The 4,102-nt window shown below is 44.9% G+C and carries 2 protein-coding genes and 2 pseudogenes; all 4 read left to right on the top strand.

What is annotated here, in order from left to right; all coding sequences use genetic code 11:
- Positions 1-56 precede the first annotated feature (56 nt).
- Positions 57-1,599: pseudogene (locus tag Q0192_RS08195) on the top strand (glycoside hydrolase family 3 N-terminal domain-containing protein); the annotation flags it as partial.
- A gap of 180 nt (positions 1,600-1,779) precedes the next feature.
- Complete coding sequence (locus Q0192_RS08200) at positions 1,780-1,995, top strand: fibronectin type III-like domain-contianing protein (RefSeq protein WP_299288752.1); 216 nt, start codon at positions 1,780-1,782, stop codon at positions 1,993-1,995.
- Between the two features lie 168 nt (positions 1,996-2,163).
- Entirely contained in the window at positions 2,164-3,447 is a 1,284-nt protein-coding gene (locus tag Q0192_RS08205; RefSeq protein ID WP_299288749.1) for a cellulase family glycosylhydrolase, read from the top strand.
- Positions 3,448-3,465: 18 nt separating this feature from the next.
- Positions 3,466-4,102: pseudogene (locus tag Q0192_RS08210) on the top strand (sodium:solute symporter); the annotation flags it as partial.

Below are 4,102 nucleotides of genomic sequence, written 5' to 3' on the forward strand. Positions count from 1 at the left end.
TCGAAATGCTGCTGAAAACCGAAAACGGCAAACTGCTGGAACCGCGGCAACTGGATATGGACAAGCTGGCCGTTTGCATCAAAAAATACAAAGTCGGCTCGCTGTTAAATGTTGGCGGAACGGCGCAAACAACGGCAAACTGGCAGGCACTGATTGTGGCCGTTCAGAAAATGGCTTTGCAGGAACGCCTCAAAATCCCAGTTTTGTATGGAATTGATGCCATCCGCGGCAATAATTATACGCTAAATACCGTATTGTTTCCGCAGCAAATTGCACAGGCTGCTTCTTTTAACCCCGAAGTTTCGCGCAAAGCTTCCGAAATTTCTGCTTACGAAACCCGTGCTTCTTTTATCCCCTGGACTTTTAGTCCGGTTTTAGATTTAGGCCGGCAGCCGATGTGGCCGCGCATTTATGAAACTTTTGGCGAAGACCCTTATTTGGGTATGCAAATGGGTTTGGCTACGATCAATGGTTTCCAAGGAAATAACCCAACGGTGGAAGACAAATACCACGTTTTGGCTTGCCTGAAACATTACATGGGCTACAGCAATCCGTTAAGCGGACACGACCGTACACCGGCCTGGATCCCGGAACGAGAAATGCGCGAATACTTTTTGCCGCAATTTGCCGCTGCCGTAAAAGCAGGTGCAAAAACAGTGATGGTAAACAGTGCAGAAATTAATGGCGTTCCGGTCCATGCCAGTCATCATATTTTAACGGATATTTTAAAAGGCGAACTAAACTTTCAGGGTTTTGCCGTGAGCGACTGGCAAGACATCCAATACCTTTACCTGCGCCATCGCGTAGCAAAGGATGACAAAGATGCCGTTGCCATTGCCGTAAACGCTGGTATTGATATGAGCATGGTGCCAACGGATTATACGTTTACCGAGGATTTACTGGCCGATGTAAAAGCAGGCAAAGTTTCTATGGCGCGCATCAACGATGCCGTAAGCCGGATTTTGAAAGTGAAATACGAATCGGGAATTTTTAATGATCCGGTTGGCAACGCCAGCGATTACCCGGATGTTAACAGCGCCGCGCACAACCAGGCCAATTACAATGCTGCCGCCGAATGTATCACCCTCCTGAAAAACACCAATAACTTTTTGCCCTTATCTGCAGGAAAAAAACTATTGGTAACCGGGCCAACCGCCAATACCATGCGCTCATTAAACGGCGGCTGGAGCAGAAGCTGGCAGGGCGACAACAGCAACGAAACCGAAAAAGACAAGAACACCATCCTGGAAGCTATCCAAAACGTTTTTGGAAAAGGCAAAGTAGATTACAGCGAAGGCGTGAGTTTTGAAAAAGCCATCAACATAGAGGAAACGGTGGATAAAGCAATGCGTGGCATTGGCCAAAACCGGAAAGCCCATCGTTTTAGTTTTAGCAGAAGGTCGTCCGCGTGTTGTTTCTGCCATCGAGCCTGGTACAACTGCCGTTTTGCACACCTATATTTTGGGTAATGAAGGCGGAAACGTGGTGGCAGATGTTTTGGCCGGAAAGATAAACCCAAGCGGCCGTTTGCCTTACACTTACCCGCGCTATACCAACAGCTTGATCAATTATTACCGCAAATACACCGAAAATAAAGACGTAAGCGATGAAGCCGCCGGTTACGACCCGCAATGGGAATTTGGTTTTGGCATGAGCTATACTTCTTTTAAATACAGCAATTTGAAGTTGAGCAGCAACAAATTGCCGGAAACAGGCAACATTACGGTAACGGTAGATGTAACCAACACCGGGAAAATGGCTGGAAAAGAAGCCGTTTTAATGTACGTAAGCGATCTGGTTGCTTCCATCACCCCGGAATTTAAACGGTTGCGTGCTTTTGAAAAGATCGAGTTGCAGCCTGGCCAAACCAAAACGGTAACCTTCACGATCAACAAAGAAAAATTATCATTTATTAATTACGATTTAAAGCGTGTTACCGAGCCGGGGGATTTCAAAGTAACGGTTGCCGATTTGAGCACAAATTTTCAGTATTGATCCATCTTTGTTTTTAATAAAAAGCATACTGTTTTTACCACCTAAAAATCAGTAAAAGGCAGAATAGCTTTAACAATTGTTAAAACACTATTAACCGGCTTGGGCAGGCTGGCTTAGCTTTGCCCAGGTTATCGCAATAGAAAAGATACCTTTATCCACCTAAAAAACATGTATAAAAACAGTATTGCGGCTTTGGCCTTTTGCCTGCTGTCGTTTTTGGTTTCGGCACAAACTTTTGTGAAAACAAAAGGCAGTCAGTTTGTTCTCAACGGCAAGCCTTATTATTACATCGGCACCAATTATTGGTACGGCGGTTTGTTGCAAGCGGTAAAAGGCGAAAAGGGAAGGGCAAGGTTAAGGCAGGAACTGGATTTTTTAAAAGCAAAAGGCGTAACCAACCTGCGTGTATTGGCCGGATCAGAAGGCGTAGGCTTAGAAAACGGGATACAGCGCGTAAAACCAGTGTTGCAACCGGAACACAATATTTACCGACCGGAAATTTTAGAAAGCTTAGATTATTTGCTGAACGAGATGCGCAAACGCGATATGCGCGCCGTGCTTTATTTAAGCAACAACTGGGAGTGGAGCGGCGGCTTTTTGCAATACTTAAACTGGAACGGGCAATTGGCCGATTCTACTATGCGCAAAAAGCTGAACTGGGAAGAACAGCGCAATGAAACCAGCAAATTTTATACCTGCGAAAGCTGTTTGCAGGATTACAATAAACAGGTAAAGTTGATTGTAACGCACGTAAATAAATACAACCATATTTCTTATTCCAACGACCCAACGATCATGGCTTGGGAACTGGCAAACGAACCACGGCCAATGCGCACAGAAGCTTTTGATGCTTTCAAAAAATGGGTTTTCGCTGCTGCAACTTACATTAAATCCATTGATAAAAATCATTTGGTTACCACCGGAACGGAAGGCGTAATGGGGGCGGAAGGTTCTGCGGAACTGTTTTCGGATATCCATGCTTTTAAACCAATTGATTATTTAACCATCCACATCTGGCCAAAAAACTGGGGCTGGTTTCGGGATACGAGTATTGCGGAAAATTTGCCGCAGGTAATCTCAAAATCCGTTGCTTATATCCGCCAGCACGAAGCAATTGCCAAAGCACTCGATAAACCATTGGTGCTGGAAGAATTTGGCTTGCCGCGGGATGCGCAATCTTTCGATCCAACATCAAACACCACTTCCCGCAACAAATATTATGAAGCCATTTTTAATGAATGGAAACGCAGCCTGAAGACTAACGGCCCGATTGCAGGCTGTAATTTTTGGGCTTTTGGAGGAACGGCACGGCCAATTGCCGGACAGGTTTTTTGGAAAGAAGGGGACGATTTTATGGGCGACCCGCCGCAGGAAGAGCAAGGTTTGAATGCTGTTTTTAGCACCGATATTTCGACCTGGAAAATCATTCAAAATTTTACTTCATCAAAATAAAGCTGATCCGAAAAATAAATGAAATTAAGATTATTGGACGTTTCCATCCTGGTTACCTACCTCATCTCGATGCTGATGATTGGCTGGTATATGCGCAAAAAAGCCAGCGAGAACAAGGAAAGTTACCTGATGGGCGGCAAAAAATTGCCCTGGTATATGTTGGGTTTGAGCGATGCTTCGGATATGTTCGACATCAGCGGAACGATGTGGATGGTGGCGTTATGCTTCGTTTATGGGTTAAAATCTATCTGGATTCCGTGGCTATGGCCGGTGTTTAACCAGGTTTTCAACATGATGTTTTTGGCCAAATGGCTGCGCCGTTCCAATGCTGATACCGGTGCCGAATGGCTTGCAACGCGTTTTGGAACAATCGGCAAAAACGTAAAAGCATCGCATAATGTAACCGTAGCTTTTGCTTTGATCGGTTGCCTGGGGTTTTTGGCTTACGGCTTTATTGGCTTGGGCAAGTTTATCGAAATATTTGTTCCCTGGAATTTGGTTGAAGCTTATGTTCCTTTTCATGTGGCACCAGAATATGTTGCCCATTTTTATGGAATCATCTTCACGCTGTTTGCTATGTTTTACTCCATTCTGGGTGGCATGCACAGTATTGTTTTGGGCGATGTGATTAAATATGCGATCATGACGGTTGGTT

The sequence above is a fragment of the uncultured Mucilaginibacter sp. genome (assembly GCF_937859865.1).
Classification (GTDB): Bacteria; Bacteroidota; Bacteroidia; order Sphingobacteriales; family Sphingobacteriaceae; genus Mucilaginibacter_A.